This window comes from Zunongwangia sp. L-65 (assembly GCF_056859415.1).
The window spans coordinates 1-18816 of sequence record NZ_JBSXOK010000046.1 but is presented as its reverse complement, the minus strand read 5'-3'; the positions used below and the strand labels follow the sequence as shown (position 1 = coordinate 18816).

Below are 18816 nucleotides of genomic sequence, written 5' to 3'. Positions count from 1 at the left end.
TCTTCGAATTCTCTTCAATATCAACACTCGAAGTAACATTCTTTCGTGAAAAGATTTCTCGACTCCACTTTGTTTCGGTCAAAATGACAACGAATTTTAGATCTAATTCAAAGTTTAAGATCCGACATTAATTTTCAAATTAACAAATTAGTACATTTTCAAATTAATTGATCTCACTTCTAATTTTTTTTGAATTCTCTTCAATATCAACACTCGAAGTAAAATTCTTTCGTGAAAAGATTTCTCGACTCCACTTTGTTTCGGTCGAAGTGACAACTCATTTCAAGAATAATTCAAAATTTAAGATCCGACATTAATTTTCAAATTTTCGCATTAACACATTTTCAAATTAACTGATCTCAGTTCTAGTTACTCCTTCTCAAAAATGCTTATCGCATAACCACCACCTGGCGCTGAAGTCAGTTTTAAAGTTGACTTGCTGGTTACGCTTTTCTTAGTGATTTTATAAGCTTGCGGATTGGTTTTATAATCAGCGTCTTTAGCATCTGCATAAATAGTAGCTTCATACTTTTTACCATCTTCTAAGAAATCAAGCTTAATTTTTGATGTTCTTGGTGTGGTGCCATTTAAGTTTCCTACAAACCAGTTTTCAGTTCCTTTGGCTTTACGGGCTACAGTGATGTATTCTCCCGGCTCTGCTTCTATGTACTTGCTTTCATCCCAATCTAACGCTACATCCTTTATAAACTGAAAAGCATCTGGAAAACGCTTGTAATTTTCAGGAAGATCTGCTGCCATTTGCAACGGACTATACATAGTTACATAAAGTGCCAACTGATTGGCCAAGGTAGAATTTACATGGGAGTTATTATCAGGATTGATCTTACTAATATCCATTTCAAAAATTCCCGGTGTGTAATCCATAGGTCCGCCAATTAAACGGGTAAAAGGTAAAATGGTTACGTGATTTGGCTTAGACCCCCCAAAGGCCTGGAATTCTGTTCCTCTAGCCGATTCGTTACCAATTAAATTGGGCCATGTTCTGCGTAAACCTGTTGGTCTTACCGCTTCGTGCGCATTTACCATAATATGATAATCGGCTGCTTTTTTTACGGCATACAGAAAGTGATTGATTGCCCACTGCCCGTAGTGATGCTCACCACGTGGAATAATATCCCCAACATATCCGCTTTTAACCGCAGGATAATCATATGTATTCATAAACTGGTACGCGGTATCTAAGTGACGCTCGTAGTTACGAATGGCACCAGAAGTTTCATGATGCATGATCATTTGCACCCCTTTAGATTCAGCATACTTTTGGATTCCTTCTACATCAAAATCCGGATACGGAGTTACGAAGTCAAAAACATAATCTTTGGAATGTCCAAACCAATCTTCCCAGCCTACATTCCATCCTTCAACCAATACGCCATCAAAACCATTTTCGGCAGCAAAATCTATATACTCTTTTACGTGCGCTGTATTAGCACCATGTTTTCCGTTAGGTTCGGCATTTTCAAAATCGGTCTCACCCAATTTTACTGATGGAAACTCATCGGTATAATTCCACGTACTTTTACCGGTAATCATTTCCCACCAAACACCAACATACTTCATTGGTTTGATCCACGAAGTATCTTCAATTTTATTAGGTTCATTAAGATTCAAGGTAATGTTGGATGCTAAAATATCAGTAGCATCATCGCTTACCATTATCGTTCTCCAGGGAGAAACTGCAGGTGCCTGAATATATCCTTTATTCCCTATAGCATCGGGCGTTAACCAGGATTCAAAAACAAGACTATTTTCATCCAAATTCAGGTTCATTAATGAATATTCTTTTAAAGCTGCTTCGTGCAGATTGATATACAATCCATCTTCCGTTTTCATCATTAAAGCAGTTTGTACTGCCGACTTTGAAAACTGGGTTTGAGAGGCATTTCCAACCCAAGCTTCGTCGAATTTGCTACTAATTTCTGAAAGTTTAGACGTCGTGTAATCATATTCCTGAGAGTCGTAATCTCCCGGAAGCCAATACGCCGTATGATCGCCCGTCATTGCAAATTGCGTATGCTCTTCTTTAATTATGAAATACACCAGGTTTTCTTGTTGCGGGAATTCATATCGAAACCCTAAACCATCGTTGAACATGCGGAAACGAATGATCATTTTTCGATCTGTTGACGACTGATCTAAGGTAACCGCCAACTCGTTATAATGATTTCTGATTTTGGCCTGTTCTCCCCAAACCGGAGTCCATATTTTATCAAAACTCGATGTTTTTGTATCAGAAATTTCAAACTCATTCATCAAAGAGGTTGAATCATCCTGTAGTTCTAAACCAAGTGTACTGGTTTTTATCACTTCTTCTCCTTTATAAAATAATTGATATGCGGGAGTTCCGTTTTCTTTTAAACTGAATTTCATCTCAAGATTACCATTAGGAGATGTTAATTCCTGTGCCTGTAATCCAAAAACAGAAATACAAATTGTAATTACTGTAATAAACTTTTTCATATCTAAAATTTTAGCTTTTTATGATATTTTGTACCTCAATCGCTTCTCCGTTTAATAACACGGTCATTGGCTCGTTTCCATCTACAGAAAAGGTAGTTTCGTTTTTACCTATATTGATCTTTAAAATCTGATTTCTAAAATTGATTTTAAAACTGAAACTATTCCATTGTTCCGGTAATTGAGGCGTAAAAGATAATTTCCCTTCTACTACGCGCATCCCACCAAAACCTTCTACAATACTCATCCAGGTTCCTGCCATACTTGTAATGTGACAACCTTCTTTCACTTCATGATTATAATCATCCAAGTCTAATCGCGAAGTCCTTAAATAGAAGGTATATGCCTGTTCCGTTCTACCCAATTTCGCAGCCTGAATACTATGTACGCAAGGAGACAAAGATGATTCATGTACAGTAATGGGTTCGTAGAAATCAAAATGTTTTTTCAGGTTTTCTTGGGAAAAATGATCTTCAAAGAAATAAAACCCCTGAAGGACATCAGCCTGTTTTATATAGCAGCTTCTTAAAATACGGTCCCAACTCCAATTTTGGTTAATTGGGCGCTGTTTTTTAGTAAGCGTACTAACCGGCTTGATCTCTTTATCCAGGAAACCATCCTGCTGTAGATACACCCCGAATTCTTCAGAATATGGAAAATACATATTTTCAGCAACCTCTCCCCATTTCGCTATTTCTTCAGCTTCTAAATTGGTTTTATCCATAATTCGAGTATAATCTTCAGCATAGTCTGCCTTAATTTTCTCGATATTTTCTATACAATATTCGATACACCATTTCGCTAAATAATTGGTGTACCAGTTATTGTTCACATTATTTTCATATTCGTTTGGTCCAGTAACTCCAAGAATTACATACTTATTCTTGTCTTTACTAAAGTTTGCTCTTTGTTGCCAGAATCTAGCGATCGCGATCATTACTTCCAGTCCCATTTCTGGCACGTAACTATAATCATCAGTAAAACGAACATAATTGTAAATGGCAAAAACCATCGCACCGTTTCGATGAATTTCTTCAAACGTGATTTCCCATTCGTTATGGCTCTCTTCGCCATTCATCGTTACCATTGGGTAAAGCGCCGCACCATTAGTAAACCCTAATTTTTGCGCATTTTCTTTCGCCTTTTCTAAATGATTATAACGATAAGTCAGTAAATTCCGAGCTACCTGCTGATCTTTAGTCGCCATGTAAAACGGAATACAATACGCCTCGGTATCCCAATAGGTACTTCCACCATATTTCTCGCCTGTAAATCCTTTTGGACCTATATTTAATCGCTCGTCTTTTCCTAAATAGGTTTGATTTAGTTGAAAAATATTAAAACGAATCCCCTGTTGTGCCTTCACATCACCATCGATGGTAATATCGGCCATTTCCCAGATCTGCGCCCAGGCCTCTTTTTGTTCCTGCAGTAATTTCGCAAAACCTGATGTTGTGGCTTTATCAAGCACATTTTTTGCTGCTTCAACTAAAGAATCCTTACTATGGTTCATATCCGTTACATAACCGGCATATTTTTGAAGCGCAATTCTCTCTCCTCTATTCACTTTTACTGCATACGAAATACTTACCTGATCTTCAGTTTTCTCTACTTCTCCTTCTACCTGAAGTTTTTCATCATCTAGGCTAATTTGAGACTGCATATAGGTACCTACATGATATTCTGTTTTTAAAGTTTTAGAAACCACAAAAGCCTGATCGTTTTCAGTGTTCACTTCTAAAGTCTGCCAAAAACGCTCTTCCCAGTTTGCATCGCGATTAGTGATCCCTCCATCAAGATATGGTGTGAATTTTACTACTGCATCGGCATTTAATACCTCAACTTCATAATTTATGACTCCTAATTCATCATTTACAATAGATAAAAAACGAATAGCTGTAACTCTTACTTCAAGGTCATTGGGCATCACCGCTACAAAGCTTCTTCGGTGAAAGCCTTCTTTCATATTCAGTTCACGCACAAAATCTTTTACCTCTTTACAGGTATTTAGATCCAGGGCCTCTTCGTTAATAGCGACATTAATTCCTATCCAGTTGGGTGCATTTAATACTTTAGCGAAATATTCCGGATATCCATTTTTCCACCAACCTACTTTTGTTTTATCGGGGTAAAAAACACCGGCGATATAGCTCCCCTGAAAGGTGTCGCCAGAGTATTGCTCTTCAAAATTGGCCCGTTGCCCCATAGCGCCGTTACCAATACTGAATAAACTTTCAGAAGATTCTACACGCTTGGCATCAAAACCTTCTTCTATAATGGACCATGCATCTGGTTTAATATAATCCTGATTCATTGTTGATATTATTTATTTTTGGAGTAGATTTTTTAAAAATTCGATCGAGATTTCAGTAAAATCATTGAAGATATAATCGGCTTCATGTAGTGTTTTTTTATCACCAATCCCGATACTGGTCATTTGTCCCTTATTTGCCGCCTGAATCCCGGCTACAGAATCTTCGAATACAATACAATCTTGCGGAGCAACTTTCAGCTTTTCAGCAGCGATAAGAAAAACTTCTGGATCTGGTTTCGCTTTGCTTACATCCGTACCATCCACGATGGCATTAAAACCATCTTTCAAATCGATTTTTTCTAAAATATGACGAGCATTTTTACTGGCCGATCCTAATGCGTAGGGAGTGTTATTTTCATTTAAATAATCGAGTACTTTTTGAACTCCTGGAAGCACTTCACCTTTATCCATCTTATTTACATAAGATAGATAGTTTTCATTTTTAAGTTGCATTTGTCGATTAAACTCATCTTCGGTAAGCTCTCTATTTCCCCAGTTCAGTATTTTTTTAAGCGAATCTACCCTGCTTACTCCTTTTAATTCTTCATTCTGTTCTTTGGTAAAATCGAAACCTAAATCATTTGCCAGTTTTTTCCAGGCCAGAAAATGAAATTTTGCTGTATCTACGATTACACCATCAAGATCGAATATGATAGCTTTTTGATTCATTTTAGTAGTATGTTTCTTAAATTTTCAGTTAGTCTCACTTCGCAACTTCTTCGTCTACGTCGTCTATTCTTAAGGTAAGGACTGCGGCAATCATAAAGGCTACACCACTCATCATTAATGCATAAATAGGATCTCCACCGTAAAGATACTTTACCATTGGGCCACCAATAATAGCATTCACGATTTGAGGAATTACAATAAAGAAGTTAAAGATTCCCATATACACCCCCATTTTTCGAGGCGGAATTGCTCCGGCTAAAATGGCATAAGGCATCGCAAGAATACTTGCCCAGGCAATACCAACACCCACCATACTTAAAATTACCCAGTTTTCATTAGGCATGATATAAATAGAGAGCAAACCTGCCCCACCAATAATCAATGAAATGATATGTGTGTTTTTTCGGCCTACTTTTTTGGCAATTACCGGTAAGAAAAACGCAAAAACTGCAGACACAGCATTATAAACTCCAAACAGGATTCCCACCCAATCACCGGCATCCTGGTAGGCTTCACTACTGGAATCCGAAAGTGGTAATCCATAGATGTGATGCGCAATGGCCGGGGTAGCAAATACCCACATACCGAACAAACCAAACCATGAGAAAAACTGCACCCAACTAAGCTGACGCATCGTATGAGGCATTTTTACAAAATCGGTAAAAATATCGGTGATTTTAGATTTTTCTTCATCAGGAACTAGGGCTCCTGGCTTATCCTCCTGTGCGTGAAAGTGTTCCAGTTCTTCCGGGCTGTATTCTTTGGTCGTAAAAACAGTAATTAAAATACTTACCACCAAAATAACCGCACCAATGATAAAAGATAATAGAAGATTTAAAGGAATTTCACCTTCCGCGGCTCTATTGGTAAAACCAAACCAGTTAGTTAATACGTAAGGCAACCATGATCCAACAACAGCACCAATACCAATCAATACCGTTTGTATACTAAAGCCTAAGGTTCGTTGATCGCTGGGAAGATTATCGGCAACAAGTGCTCTAAAAGGTTCCATGGCTACGTTAAAAGACGCATCCATGATCATAAGCATCCCTGCTCCCACCCATAAAGACGGCATAATGGCGATAAACAAGTCGGCATTTGGCATTAGCACCAAACCAATGGCGGCTAAAATTCCCCCGGTTAGGAAAAATGGGCGACGTCTCCCCAATTTGGTCCAGGTACGATCACTATAATAACCAATAATAGGCTGAACAATCAAACCTGTAACAGGAGCGACAATCCAAAACCAAGAGAGATGCTCGACCTCTGCACCAAAAACCTGAAGGATACGGCTGGCATTTGCATTTTGTAATGCGAATCCCATTTGAATCCCGAGAAATCCGAATGTCATATTCCAAATTTCCCAGAAACTTAATCTGCGTTTCTGCATATCGTAATATTAGAAGGTTACGATAAGCACTAAGACTTATCAAAACTTATTTTAGTTAGGAAGTAAAAATATAAGTTCTGATAAATTAACTAATTTGGCGATAAATATAGCTAATAATTTAAAGATTATGGTATTAAATAATTATTTTGTTGATTCTCGTTCAATTAAACCGGTATCTACGATAATGGTTTTATAGCTTTCTTCCTCTTCAGGAGACTTTTCTAATTTTTCGATTAATAATCGTGCTGCTTCCTCTCCCATGCGGCTTCCATGCTGACTAATAGTGGTCAAACTGGGAATAAAACGTTTGGATAATTCGCCATCGGTAAAGCCTATCACCTGTACATCTTCGGGCACTTTTTGGCCCTTTTCCTGAACGGCTCGCACTGCTGCTGCGGCAAAATGTTCGTTAACTGCAAAAAGCGCATCAAAATTGGATTCTTTTACAAAGGCTGAAATTTCATATTCTACCTTATCCATATGCTCGATTTTAAGGATGCTTTTCTGGTTCACCATAAAGCCATTTTCTTGGAGAGCCTGGGTATACCCTAAGGTTCTTAATTTCCCCACGCTTATATAATCAACTGTGGAAATAATCCCTATGTTTTTAGCTCCTTTATCGATTAAGCATTGCACTGCTTTTTTTGCACCTTTTACATCATCTATAATTACTTTATCTGAAGGAACCTCCTCTACAGATCGATCAAAAAGCACCAGAGGCATTCCTTGATTAACCACTTCGGTTAAATGGTGATAATCGCCCTTTTGCATGGTTTCTTTCGCTACCGACAAAATGAAACCATCGATACTACCGTTAGCCAACATCTCCATATTCAGCACTTCCTTATCAAAACTATTATCTGAAAGACAAACAATTACGCTATACCCTTTTTCATTAGCAATATGCTCTATTCCACTAATAACCGTAGTAAAAAAATGGTGTACAATTTCAGGAATAACAACCCCAATAGTTTTTGTCTTCCGATTTTTAAGACTAAGTGCAATGTTATTGGGTTTATAGTTATATAATTTAGCAAAAGCCTGCACTTTTTGCCTCGTATCTTCTCCTATTTCCGGGCTGTCCCGAAGTGATTTTGAAACCGTTGAAATCGATACATCTAATTCTTTAGCAATTTGTTTTAACGTAAGTTTTGGCCTCATAAAATTCAGTCTTCACTATTATCTGTGCTCTTCCCTTCAAAAATACTACAAAAACATGGTTTAAATTAGGGTTTTGACATTTTAAAGCCCTAAAAAACGAAAAGTTGTCAACACTACAACGTTGTAGTGAGGGTTCGTTGAAATATCCTCAAAAAAAGAACTTAAAATTTATATAATTTTAACCTCAGGAAGTAAAAATATAAAGTTTATAATCTAAGTAAAATTCAATAGGGAAATTTATGAAAACATTTATTAAAAGCACATTGTTTTTGCTGTTCATGCTACCGATGAGCTTTTTTGCCCAGAATTCTGTTTCGGGAACGGTGACAGAAACCGCAACCGGAATGCCGGTGCCGGGAGCAAACGTAATTGTGAAAGGAACCAGCAATGGAACCATTACAGATTTTGATGGTTTATACACTATCGAAAACCTTGTAGCTGGAGATACTATCGCTTTTTCATTTTTAGGGTTTTCTACTAAAGAAATCGCATTCACAGGACAAGAAACTATTAATGTGCAATTAGACGAAGACCAGGCTACACTAGATGAAGTGGTGGTGGTTGGATATGGTACCGTTCGTAAAAAAGATGCAACAGGTGCCGTAAACCAGGTTTCTACTGAAGATTTTAACCAGGGACAGGTAAATACTGCAGGACAGTTAATCACCGGTAAAATTGCCGGGGTTACCGTAACTTCTGGTGGTGGAGCACCTGGCGAGGGCCAGAATATTAATATTCGTGGAATTGGATCTATTTCTTTAAATAGCTCTCCGCTATACGTGGTAGATGGTATTCCTTTGGATAATAGTAATGTAGGTGGATCTAGAAACCCGCTAGATTTTATCAATCCAAACGATATCGAGAGTATGACCGTCTTAAAAGATGCGTCTTCTACGGCGATCTATGGTTCTCGTGCTGCCAATGGTGTGGTTTTAATTACCACTAAAAAAGGTAAAGGACAGGAATTTAAGTTCAACTATGCTGGAAACACTACCGTATCCAGACCTACAAACTATGTAGATGTGATGGATGCCGATGAATTTAGAAATTTGGTGAACCAGGTTGGAAACGAAGCGGCTATTGCTCGCCTAGGCAATGCTAATATGAACTGGCAAAAAGAAATCTATTCTGAGGCAATTGGTTTTGATCATAATTTAAGTACTACCGGAAATATTGGCGGATTTATGCCTACCCGGGCTTCGGTTGGATATACCGATCAGGATGGTATTTTATCAGGAGATAACTTTTCAAGAACTACAGGGTCTGTAAGCTTACGACCAAGTTTTATGGATGGCCATTTAAAATTTGAGATTAACGGACGTGGAATGTACACAGAAAACACATTTGCCAACCGTGATGCCATCGGTACCTCTGTAGATTATGATCCTACACAGCCCATCTACGACGCTAATTCACCTTTTAGCAACTATAATTCATGGTTGGTATATAGTGAAGACGCTGATAGATATGTACTAAATAACCTGGCTCCGGTGAATCCGATTGCGTTGATTAACGAAAAAGACGATTCTGCTGAAGTACGTCGCTTTATAGGAAATGCTAAAGTAGACTATAAGCTCCATTTCTTTCCAGATGTAACAGCTACGGTAAATATTGGTCTTGACAAAACAAATAGTCACGGAAGAACGATAGTTTCTGAAAACATGCCATCTTCCCAATTAGACTGGAACGGTTCTTATTCTAATTACACCAACAACTCTACCAATAAACTTTTTGATGCTTATTTAACCTATGATAAGGATTTTAAGGATCATAGTTTAAATGCTGTATTAGGATATTCTTATCAAAGTTTCGAAAACGATAACTACAGTTTTGACAGTGAAGCTGCAGAAGAAGGAAACGATTCAGAATTTATTGATAAATGGAGAAGTACTTTACTATCTTATTTTGGTAGAGCAAACTATAATTATGCTGATCGTTATTTACTTACTGCTACTTTAAGAGCGGATGCCTCTTCTAAATTGAATCCAAAAGACCGTTGGGGATATTTTCCTTCTTTTGCCGTAGCATGGAATATTAATAACGAAGATTTTTTCAATTCCAATTCGGTTGATCAATTAAAGCTTCGTGTAGGTTATGGTGAAATTGCCAATGTTAACGGATTAGGTGATTATCTTTTTTTAACGAAGTATACCGGTTCAAGATCTAATGCATACTACCAGTTTGGGCAATCATATTACCAAACTTACCGCCCAGAAGCTTACAATGAAGATCTAAGATGGGAGGTTGGTAAAACTATCAATGCCGGTATCGACTACTCATTTTTTAACAGTAGAATCTCAGGGTCTGTTAATGCATACCTTAAGAAAACTGAAGACATGATTAGTTACGTAACCATAGACCCGTTTACTAATTTCTCCAATGGTATCGATAAAAACATCGGGGACATGGAAAACCGTGGTATCGAATTTGAAATTAACGTAGTACCTGTACAAACCGATAATTTCAAATGGAGTATTGGATACAACATCGCTTACAATGATAACGAGATCACTAATTTACCCGATCAGGTAGAAGCCGGAGGTATTAACGGAGGTACTGGTAATAATATCCAGTTACAAAAAGAAGGATATTCTCCTTTTAGCTACTGGGTTTATAAACAGATTTATGACGAAGCAGGAAGACCAATTGAAGGGGCTTATGTAGATCGTAACGGTGACAACCAGATCAACGATGATGACAAATATCTTTATAAGGATCCTTTTGCTGATATTACTATGGGACTTAATACCAATGTTAGTTTTAAAAACTGGGATCTAGCCGTTGTATCAAGAGCTAGTTTAGGAAACTATGCTTACAATAACATGGCTTCTGCCAAATCTTATGAGATTAGAGCTACCGAGAATAGCATTCTAACTAATCTACATAGAGATTACTTTAATACCGGTTTCCAGAGTTTAACAGAAACTAACTTACAAAGTGATTACTATGTGCAGGATGCTTCGTTCTTCAAACTAGACAATATTACTTTAGGTTATACCTTCGACCAGATCTTTAAAGAATCTACACTGCGACTTTATGGTACTGCACAAAATGTACTTATCGTTACAGATTACGAGGGTCTTGATCCAGAAATTAATGGAGGTATCGATAACAATTTCTACCCTAGGCCAAGAACTTTTACTGTTGGGGTAAATCTAAATTTCTAAAAAAAGAAGTATGAAAATGAATTATATAAAGAAATTAGCGCTCATCATCCCTACACTTATTTTAGTGTCTTGTCATGATGACCTGGATCAAACACCTATCGATCCAGATAGTTTTACAGAAAACGATGTATTCGCCAATGCAGATGAAGCCAGAGGCGCTTTGGCAAAGCTTTATGCGAGTTTAGCTTTAACAGGACAAGAAGGACCTGCCGGGCAACCTGATATTTCTGGGATAGATGAAGGTACTTCACAGTATTCCAGAATGCTATTTAGTCTAAATGAGCTAACTACGGATAATGCTGTGGTAGGATGGGGTGACCCGGGACTTCCAAATTTACACGCTATGAGCTGGGGAGCTGGTAACGACTTTACTACTGCGATGTATTATCGTCTTGCTCAGGAAGTTTCATTTTGTAACTCGTTTATCTCGAATGCCTCCTCTTTAGAGGATCCGGCGATAGAATCTTTTATTGCCGAAGCACGGTTCTTAAGAGCTTTTGCCTATTATAACCTTATTGACTTTTATGGAAATGTTCCTTTAGTAACACAAATTTCTACAGAGTTACCAGCGCAAAACTCCAGGGAAGAGATTTTTAGTTTTATCGAAACTGAATTAACCGAAATTCAGGATATATTAATGGAAAGCGGTGCTAATGAATATGGTCGTGTAGACCGTGTTGCGGCATGGGCTTTACTGTCTAAACTTTATTTAAATGCTGAAGTGTGGATTGGAGAAGATCATTATACTGATGCTATTACCTATGCAAACCAGGTTATTAATTCTTCTTACCGAATTAATACCGTAGATGCTAATGGTAATGGTTCGGCATACGACGAACTTTTCCTAGCCGATAACGATAGTAATGGTGCTCAGGATGAATTTATATTCGCTTTAAACTTTGACGGTAACAGTTCCAGAACTTATGGAGGAACAACCTTCCTTGTACATGCTGCGATTGGTGGAGATATGGATGCTTCTAAATTCGGTGTAAATGGTGGATGGTCTGGATTAAGGACCACAAAAGCCTTGGTTAACAAATTCGATTATGCAGTAACCGCTTCAGATGAAGATGGTAACCCAACGGAATGGGCGGATAAAAGAGCTATGTTTTTTACAGAAGGACAAAATCTTGAGATCAACACAATCGCCAATACGTTTACCGATGGTTATGCGGTAACAAAATTCAAAAATATTGATTCTGAAGGAAATGCCGGTAGTGATGCTGGTGGTGATTTTGTAGATACCGATCTTCCCGTAATTAGAATGGCAGAAATATATCTTACTTATGCCGAAGCGGTTACTCGTGGAGGATCCGGCGGAAATATTCAACAAGCTGTAGGTTACATCAACGAGCTAAGGGAAAGAGCTTTTGGAAATGCTGATGGTAATATTTCTTCCAGCGATCTAAATATAGATTTCGTTTTGGATGAAAGAGCACGCGAATTGTACTGGGAAGGTCAACGAAGAACAGATCTTATTCGCTATAATGATTTTACAACGGGTAGCTATCTATGGCCATTTAAGGGAGGTTCAAAATCTGGGACATCGGTAAGCGATTACAGAGTTTTGTTCCCACTACCTAGTAACATCATCCTAATCAATCCTAATTTAACACAAAATACAGGCTATTAATAAATATAACAAGACACAATGAAAAAGTTAACACTATTATTCATCGCGTTTATCGCAATATTGAGCTTTACAGCTTGTACAGAAGATGATGATTTCACTTTTACTGCAAAGCCAGATCCAGATGGGATTGCGTTTATGAATCAAACCGCAAACACCTATACATTAAGAGCTCCAAACACTGATAACCTAGCGGAACGTTTTGTTTGGAACGAAGTAGATTTTGGCGTACAAACACCGGTAAATTATGAATTGCAGGGAGCCGGTAAAGAAGCTTTTAGTAACTATTCTGTTTTAGGTGATGTTACAGAAAATAATCTTGCGGTTACTGTTGGTGATATGCTGGAATTAGCAAATGAAGCTGGTTTAGACAATGACCCTGAAACCGATGCTCCAAATAGCGGCAACATCTATTTTAGAGTTAGAGCTTATGTTGGTACAGATGCTGCTAATGTAGTAGAGCAAACTTCAGACATTTTAAGCGTTTCTGTTACCCTCCCAGAATCTTCTGAAGGTATCGAGCTTAAAAGAGAACTTTATTTAGTAGGTGATGCTACCGCAGCGGGATGGAACAATAACAATAACAACACACCAATCTTTAGAGATGGAGAAAACGATGATATCTATTATTTTGACGGTAGATTTGCAGGGGGCGATGGTGTTGAAGGATTTAAACTATTAGAAAGTTTAGGAAACTGGCAGCCACAATGGGGTATTAACGATGGTATTGCTACTAGTAGTGCCATTTTAGATGATGATCCCCAGGCGTTCCCAGTTGCTGATGATGCTTACTACAGTTTCACCATCGATGTTGCTGATGGCACGTATTCGTTTGAAAGTATAAATGTTACCGATGCTCCTACCTATATGAGTATTGGTATTATTGGTGACGCAACACCAGGTGCCTGGGATGCTGATACTGATATGACGCAATCTACCTTTAATCCTCATATCTGGTATGCTACAAATTTTGTATTAACTGATGGTGAATTTAAATTTAGAGCTAACGATGCCTGGGATAATAACTGGGGTAACGCTTCTGAAGCTCTTAGCGGTAAAGCAGGACTTGGTAGCTCAGATAATATGCCGGCTACTCCTGGGACTTACAATATCTGGTTTAATGATCTTGATGGACGTTATATCTTGATCCCACAGATCTCAGAATAATCAATTAATATAAAAAGGCTGCTGCGGCAGCCTTTTTTAACTTCACTATTTTATGAAAAAAACATTTAAAAATAAGCCAATTTTCTATTTACTGATTTTGGTTATTTTCTTTAGCTGTTCTTCAGATGATGATACTACGACAGTAGATCCAGATGATGATAGTAGTATAGGACAACCAGAACCTGTTTCCGCATTAAACCTGGCAGAATATGATAATGGTAGCGGGGTAATGATGCAGGCTTTTTACTGGGATGTGGAACCACGATTTGAATGGTGGAATACCATATCTGATAAATTAGGCTCCTGGGCCGATGCGGGGGTAAACCGTATCTGGATTCCACCTGCCAGCAAGGGGCAATCTGGTGGTTATTCTATGGGTTACGATCCTTCAGACTATTATGACTTTGGAGAATACGATCAGCATGGCACCATCCCTACTCGATTTGGAACTCGCGAAGACCTGGAACAAATGATTAGCGTAGCACACGATAATGATATTGAAGTAATCGCCGATATGGTATTAAATCATAACTCTGGCGGCGGTCTGGAATACAATCCCTATCGCGAAAAAGAAACTTATACCCTATTCGACGAAACTCATGGGAATGCCTCAGGAATGTTTAACAGAAATTACGAGGATTTTTATCCTAACAGTGTAAGCAATTACGATCCGGGAAGTTTATTTTACCAGGAAACCAATTTAGATCATCATAGGGAGCGCGTTCAAAACTGGTTATGGAAAGATGAAAATTCTGTTGCCAAATATTATAAAAATGTTATGGGCTTTGATGGCTGGCGTTTTGATTATGTACTGGGCTTTGAAGATTTTGTAATTAAAGACTGGTTGGAAGAAGTTGGCGGATTCTCTGTAAGTGAACTTTGGGACGGCAATCCTGGCGTATTAAGAAATCATATTGAAGCTACCGGAAGTGGGGTGTTTGATTTTGCTGCTTTCTACGTTATGGAACAGGCTTTTGATAGAAACCATGATCTAAAAGGTCTTACCGATGATCAGGTTTGGCAAACAAACCCAGAAAAGGCAGTAACTTTTACAGCCAATCATGATACTGAAAAAGATGCTAACGAGGATAATATCATAGCTCCCGAAAATAAGCTTAAAGCATATGCTTTTATTATGACGCATCCTGGTTATCCTACCGTATTTTACCTGGATTATGAAAATCCTGAATTCCAGGAGCAGTTAAACAAATTAATACGTATTCATAATAGTTTAGCCACCGGCTCTTTAGAGATAATCTATGCCGATAATGACGAATACATCATGCAAAGAAGTGGAAACTCAGAAAATCCTGGTCTTATTCTTTATATGAACATTTCAGCAAGTACAAAAAGAAGAACAATAACCACAAGTTGGGATTCTTCCATTTTAATGGACTATTCTGAAAATTCAAATTACCATCCAAAAGTAAGTGAAGATGGGGAAGTGACTATTGAAGCTCCTGCAAATTCTTATGCGATCTGGTCGATCACAGAATAACTTCATTTTACCAATTTCATAGAAAACGGGATAAAAATCTATTTATCCCGTTTTTTGATTTTTTTATGATATAAAAACATGTTTTTTAAAAAGTAAATTCTATTTTTAAATTCTATTCAGATGGTATAAAAGATACTTACGCTTTTATTTTTTTCCTTATCCGTTAGCAGTCAGCATCTAAAACTTTTCCAAATCACATGTATTGAAAGTTTTCTTTTTTTGTCAACTTCACAGTGTTGATAAAATCTTAAACGTTTAAAAACTAAGTTATTAACAGCTTTTTATTGATAACTTTCAAAAAACATAACATTTCACGTCTTAATAATTTATTTACATTTACCCTACCAAAATTTACTTTTCTAATTTTAATCGACGTGATTTATGCCTGTACAAACAACACCTAAAGCTTCTAAAACATACACTCAAGACGAAGCCTTTAAAGCTTCTTTAGCGTATTTTAAAGGTGATGATCTTGCCGCCCGTGTTTGGGTTAACAAGTATGCCTTAAAGGATTCAGACGGCAACATCTACGAGCAAACCCCTAACGATATGCACCGTAGAATTGCCAAAGAGATTGCCCGTGTAGAACAGCGATATCCAAACCCAATGACCGAGGATGAAGTTTTTGATCTTATTAAAGACTTTAAATACATCGTACCACAGGGAAGCCCGATGGCAGGAATAGGAAATCCTTACCAGATCGCTTCGTTATCTAACTGTTTTGTGATTGGCAATGAGGGGAGCTCTGATTCTTATGGTGGGGTAATGAAAATCGATCAGGAGCAGGTACAATTAATGAAACGTCGTGGTGGTGTTGGTCACGATCTTTCCCATATAAGACCTAAAGGCTCCCCGGTTAAAAACTCCGCTTTAACATCAACGGGAATTGTTCCTTTTATGGAGCGTTATTCCAACTCTACCAGAGAAGTGGCCCAGGATGGTCGTCGTGGCGCCTTAATGCTTTCCGTATCAATCAACCATCCCGATTCAGAAGATTTTATTGATGCAAAAATGGAGCAGGGTAAAGTTACGGGGGCGAACGTTTCTGTACGAATTGACGATAATTTTATGAGAGCGGTAAAAAATAAAACTGCTTACACACAAAAATATCCTGTTTTTAGTGATGCGCCTAAATTCAGTAAAGAGATTGAAGCCGAAAAGCTTTGGAAAAAAATCGTTCATAACGCCTGGAAATCAGCAGAGCCTGGGATTCTATTTTGGGACACGGTAATTAACGAATCCGTACCAGATTGCTATGCGGATCTTGGCTATAAAACGGTTTCTACCAACCCATGTGGTGAAATCCCACTTTGTCCTTATGATTCTTGTCGTTTACTGGCTATTAACTTGTTCTCTTATGTTGAAGATCCTTTTACTACAAAAGCTAAATTCAACTACACACTTTTTAAAAAACACATAAGCGCAGCACAAAGAATTATGGACGATATCATCGATCTGGAGTTAGAAAAAATCGATGCCATCTTACAAAAAATAGATGCTGATCCTGAAAATGAAGATGTAAAAGGTGTTGAAAGAAATCTGTGGTTAAACATCAAAAAGAAGGCTGAGGAAGGCCGTAGAACCGGGATTGGTATTACTGCAGAAGGTGACATGCTTGCCGGACTTGGTATTAAATACGGAAGCGAAGAAGGGGTAGCGTTTTCTACTGAAATCCATAAAAATATTGCCCTTGCAGCTTATCGTGCTTCAGTAGAAACGGCAAAAGAGAGAGGTGCATTCGGTATTTTTGATTCAGATCGTGAAAAGGAAAATCCTTTTATCCTTCGATTGAAAGAAGCCGATGAAAAATTATACTATGATATGTTAGAATACGGTCGTAGGAATATTGCACTTTTAACCATCGCGCCTACCGGAACTACCAGTTTAATGACACAAACCACTTCTGGGATCGAGCCTGTTTTCTTACCGGTTTATAAACGTAGAAGAAAAGTAAATCCTAACGATAAAGATGTTAGGGTTGATTTTGTAGATGAAGTTGGCGATAGCTGGGAAGAATATGTAGTTTTCCATCACCGTTTTAAAGAATGGATGAAGATAAACGGTCACGATATTGATAAAAACTATTCGAATACCGAGCTGGACGAACTTGTAAAAGCATCTCCCTATTACCAGGCCACCAGTAATGATGTAGACTGGTTAAGTAAAGTAAGAATGCAGGGCGCTGTCCAAAAATGGGTAGATCATTCTATTAGTGTGACGATCAATTTGCCTAATGATGTTAGTGAAGATCTGGTAGGCAGGTTATATCTTGAAGCATGGCAGGCGGGCTGCAAAGGAGTTACCGTTTATCGTGACGGATCACGTTCTGGCGTTTTGATTTCTAATGACGAGAAAAAAGAAGAAGAAAAAGAAGGAAACGGTATTTTTCCTACAAAGCGCCCACAGGTTTTAGAGGCTGATGTAGTTCGTTTCCAAAACAGCAAAGATAAATGGATCGCCTTTATAGGACTAATTGATGGTCGTCCTTACGAGATTTTCACAGGATTTTCAGACGATGAAGACGGCATCCTAATCCCTAGATGGGTAAATGAAGGCTTGATTATAAAAAACCGAAATGAAGACGGGACGTCCCGCTACGATTTTCAGTATAAAAATAAAAGAGGTTACAAAACCACTATTGAAGGTTTATCCCACAAATTTAATCCTGAATTCTGGAATTATGCCAAATTAATTTCCAGTACACTAAGACATGGTATGCCAATAGACAATGTGGTGAACCTGGTAAACAGTCTTCAATTAGATTCAGAATCCATCAATACCTGGAAAAATGGAGTTGCAAGAGCTTTAAAACGCTTCATAGCAGATGGTACCGTAGCCAAAAAAGAGAAATGTACTAATTGTAATTCCTCTAACCTTATCTATCAGGAAGGTTGTTTAACCTGTAAAGATTGTGGGTCATCTAAATGTGGATAGCAGAAAAAGATTCACAAAAAATACATATTTTTAAGTGTTAACTAAAGGCTGCCTATTGGCACTAGTGGTCGGAAGAAATTCCGGCCACTTTAAGTTTTAAATAATTTGTTGGCATCTCCTCCGGAAAAGGTCACTATCATTGCAATAATTAAATTCGTTACTTCCATTTTAAATCTTCTCTTGGCTGTTTTATAATCGATATTGTTTGGTTTTTTATAGATAAGGATAAGCATGCCGACAATCAATGTCATGTAAATCATTACTTCGATACCATTTTTATTCATGGAAACCAAATGGCTTAGATGGAGTTCTTGCTTAATGAACGCTAAAAACACTTCAATATCCGATCTTCTGCTGTAAAACCGTGTCATTTCTTGGGCAGAAAGATCAAATTCATTAGAAATAAAC

Annotated in this window: 11 protein-coding genes; 5 read left to right on the top strand and 6 right to left on the bottom strand. The window is 37.8% G+C overall.

Features of this window, described 5'->3' with window-relative positions; genetic code table 11:
* Nucleotides 1-369: 369 nt before the first annotated feature.
* The 5 genes from AC13DP_RS05420 to AC13DP_RS05400 form a co-directional block, all read right to left on the bottom strand.
* Nucleotides 370-2481, bottom strand: coding sequence for a glycoside hydrolase family 97 protein (locus tag AC13DP_RS05420; protein WP_347406941.1), 2112 nt, complete (start codon nucleotides 2479-2481; stop codon nucleotides 370-372).
* A 10-nt stretch (nucleotides 2482-2491) separates the two neighbouring features.
* On the bottom strand, nucleotides 2492-4792 hold the full coding sequence (locus tag AC13DP_RS05415; RefSeq protein WP_347406940.1) for a glycoside hydrolase family 65 protein: 2301 nt from the start codon (nucleotides 4790-4792) through the stop codon (nucleotides 2492-2494).
* A gap of 12 nt (nucleotides 4793-4804) precedes the next feature.
* Entirely contained in the window at nucleotides 4805-5461 is a 657-nt protein-coding gene (gene pgmB, locus AC13DP_RS05410) for a beta-phosphoglucomutase (protein WP_347406939.1), read from the bottom strand.
* A 34-nt stretch (nucleotides 5462-5495) separates the two neighbouring features.
* On the bottom strand, nucleotides 5496-6851 hold the full coding sequence (locus AC13DP_RS05405) for an MFS transporter (RefSeq protein ID WP_347406938.1): 1356 nt from the start codon (nucleotides 6849-6851) through the stop codon (nucleotides 5496-5498).
* 141 nt (nucleotides 6852-6992) lie between these two features.
* The gene (locus AC13DP_RS05400) at nucleotides 6993-8012 is read right to left on the bottom strand and encodes a LacI family DNA-binding transcriptional regulator (protein ID WP_347406937.1); all 1020 of its coding nucleotides are present in this window, start codon (nucleotides 8010-8012) and stop codon (nucleotides 6993-6995) included.
* A gap of 239 nt (nucleotides 8013-8251) precedes the next feature.
* Between AC13DP_RS05400 and AC13DP_RS05395 the strand changes: the two genes are divergently transcribed.
* The 5 genes from AC13DP_RS05395 (at nucleotide 8252) to AC13DP_RS05375 (ending at nucleotide 18408) form a co-directional block, all read left to right on the top strand.
* A complete protein-coding gene (locus AC13DP_RS05395; protein WP_041578929.1) occupies nucleotides 8252-11179 on the top strand; it encodes a SusC/RagA family TonB-linked outer membrane protein in 2928 nt (975 codons plus the stop codon).
* A gap of 10 nt (nucleotides 11180-11189) precedes the next feature.
* On the top strand, nucleotides 11190-12812 hold the full coding sequence (locus tag AC13DP_RS05390) for a RagB/SusD family nutrient uptake outer membrane protein (RefSeq protein WP_013072240.1): 1623 nt from the start codon (nucleotides 11190-11192) through the stop codon (nucleotides 12810-12812).
* An 18-nt stretch (nucleotides 12813-12830) separates the two neighbouring features.
* Nucleotides 12831-13976 (top strand): SusE domain-containing protein, encoded by a 1146-nt coding sequence (locus tag AC13DP_RS05385; RefSeq protein ID WP_272957515.1) that lies wholly within the window; start codon nucleotides 12831-12833, stop codon nucleotides 13974-13976.
* Between the two features lie 52 nt (nucleotides 13977-14028).
* The gene (locus tag AC13DP_RS05380) at nucleotides 14029-15474 is read left to right on the top strand and encodes an alpha-amylase (protein WP_347406936.1); all 1446 of its coding nucleotides are present in this window, start codon (nucleotides 14029-14031) and stop codon (nucleotides 15472-15474) included.
* Nucleotides 15475-15855: 381 nt separating this feature from the next.
* Nucleotides 15856-18408, top strand: a complete 2553-nt coding sequence (locus AC13DP_RS05375) for an adenosylcobalamin-dependent ribonucleoside-diphosphate reductase (protein ID WP_347406935.1) — start codon at nucleotides 15856-15858, stop codon at nucleotides 18406-18408.
* Between the two features lie 89 nt (nucleotides 18409-18497).
* Here the strand turns inward: AC13DP_RS05375 and AC13DP_RS05370 are convergent.
* On the bottom strand, nucleotides 18498-18816 hold a 319-nt coding region (locus AC13DP_RS05370; RefSeq protein ID WP_483067411.1), incomplete at its 5' end, for a transposase.

Excerpts from the sequence above, each read along its gene's own strand:
- AC13DP_RS05420 (WP_347406941.1), bottom strand. The coding sequence starts at position 2,481 with ATGAAAAAGTTTATTACAGTAATTACAATTTGTATTTCTGTTTTTGGA.
- AC13DP_RS05400 (WP_347406937.1), bottom strand. The coding sequence starts at position 8,012 with ATGAGGCCAAAACTTACGTTAAAACAAATTGCTAAAGAATTAGATGTA.
- AC13DP_RS05375 (WP_347406935.1), top strand. The coding sequence starts at position 15,856 with ATGCCTGTACAAACAACACCTAAAGCTTCTAAAACATACACTCAAGAC.
- pgmB (WP_347406939.1), bottom strand. The coding sequence starts at position 5,461 with ATGAATCAAAAAGCTATCATATTCGATCTTGATGGTGTAATCGTAGAT.
- AC13DP_RS05415 (WP_347406940.1), bottom strand. The coding sequence starts at position 4,792 with ATGAATCAGGATTATATTAAACCAGATGCATGGTCCATTATAGAAGAA.
- AC13DP_RS05390 (WP_013072240.1), top strand. The coding sequence starts at position 11,190 with ATGAAAATGAATTATATAAAGAAATTAGCGCTCATCATCCCTACACTT.
- AC13DP_RS05395 (WP_041578929.1), top strand. The coding sequence starts at position 8,252 with ATGAAAACATTTATTAAAAGCACATTGTTTTTGCTGTTCATGCTACCG.
- AC13DP_RS05380 (WP_347406936.1), top strand. The coding sequence starts at position 14,029 with ATGAAAAAAACATTTAAAAATAAGCCAATTTTCTATTTACTGATTTTG.
- AC13DP_RS05385 (WP_272957515.1), top strand. The coding sequence starts at position 12,831 with ATGAAAAAGTTAACACTATTATTCATCGCGTTTATCGCAATATTGAGC.
- AC13DP_RS05405 (WP_347406938.1), bottom strand. The coding sequence starts at position 6,851 with ATGCAGAAACGCAGATTAAGTTTCTGGGAAATTTGGAATATGACATTC.